Here is a 687-nt window from a genome sequence, read left to right on the forward strand (position 1 = left end):
CCGTCAGCGTTCTCAAACCACCTGACACCTCCGCAGTTCAGCAAGTCGCTATCTGCCAGATGCACTTCGACAGGACAGCTCCAGCTCTGGGAAGTCCGTGGGGCAAACCGTGAGCTGCTGTGACTCCATCCGCACCCGGGTCGCGGCCCTCAGTCCTTCGATCAACGACACCATCAGCACCGTCTCGCCAACCGTCACGGCTCTCCGCATGAGCTTCAGTCGCCGGTCGTGGTCGGCGGACGGCACAGGTCACCGGGCCGGGCAGGGTGCCGCTCGCTCCGGCTCGGCTTCATGGTCGTGATGTCAGCGCGGGGCTCGCTGGTCGTAGTCGCGCTGACGGGCTTGGATTTCGGAGGCGTTCGCGATGGTCCAGTCGTAGAGGTGGGCGAACGGCTCGCGCAGGGATTCGCCGAGGGAGGTCAGCGAGTATTCGACACCCACCGGCGAGGTCGGCAGCACGCGGCGTTCGATCATGCCGTTGCGTTCGAGCCGGCGCAAGGTCTGCGTGAGGACGCGTTGCGTGATGCCCTCGAGGCGGCGCTTGATCTCGTTGAACCGGCGTGGTTCGACCAGGACCGCCATCACCATCATCGACCACTTGTCGGCGATCTGATCGAGGATCGGCCGGCTCGGACAGTCGGACCGAAACACGATGTCGTGCTCGGCGATGGCCCGGTATACGGCCTC

General features: G+C 65.2%; 1 protein-coding gene. It reads right to left on the bottom strand.

The window, feature by feature from the left end:
- Window positions 1-303: 303 nt before the first annotated feature.
- Complete coding sequence (locus tag ACP4J0_RS38640; RefSeq protein WP_426604143.1) at window positions 304-669, bottom strand: winged helix-turn-helix transcriptional regulator; 366 nt, start codon at window positions 667-669, stop codon at window positions 304-306.
- Window positions 670-687: the final 18 nt, after the last annotated feature.

It is taken from the genome of Streptomyces sp. WG7, assembly GCF_049975785.1.
In the GTDB taxonomy this organism is placed as follows: domain Bacteria; phylum Actinomycetota; class Actinomycetes; order Streptomycetales; family Streptomycetaceae; genus Streptomyces.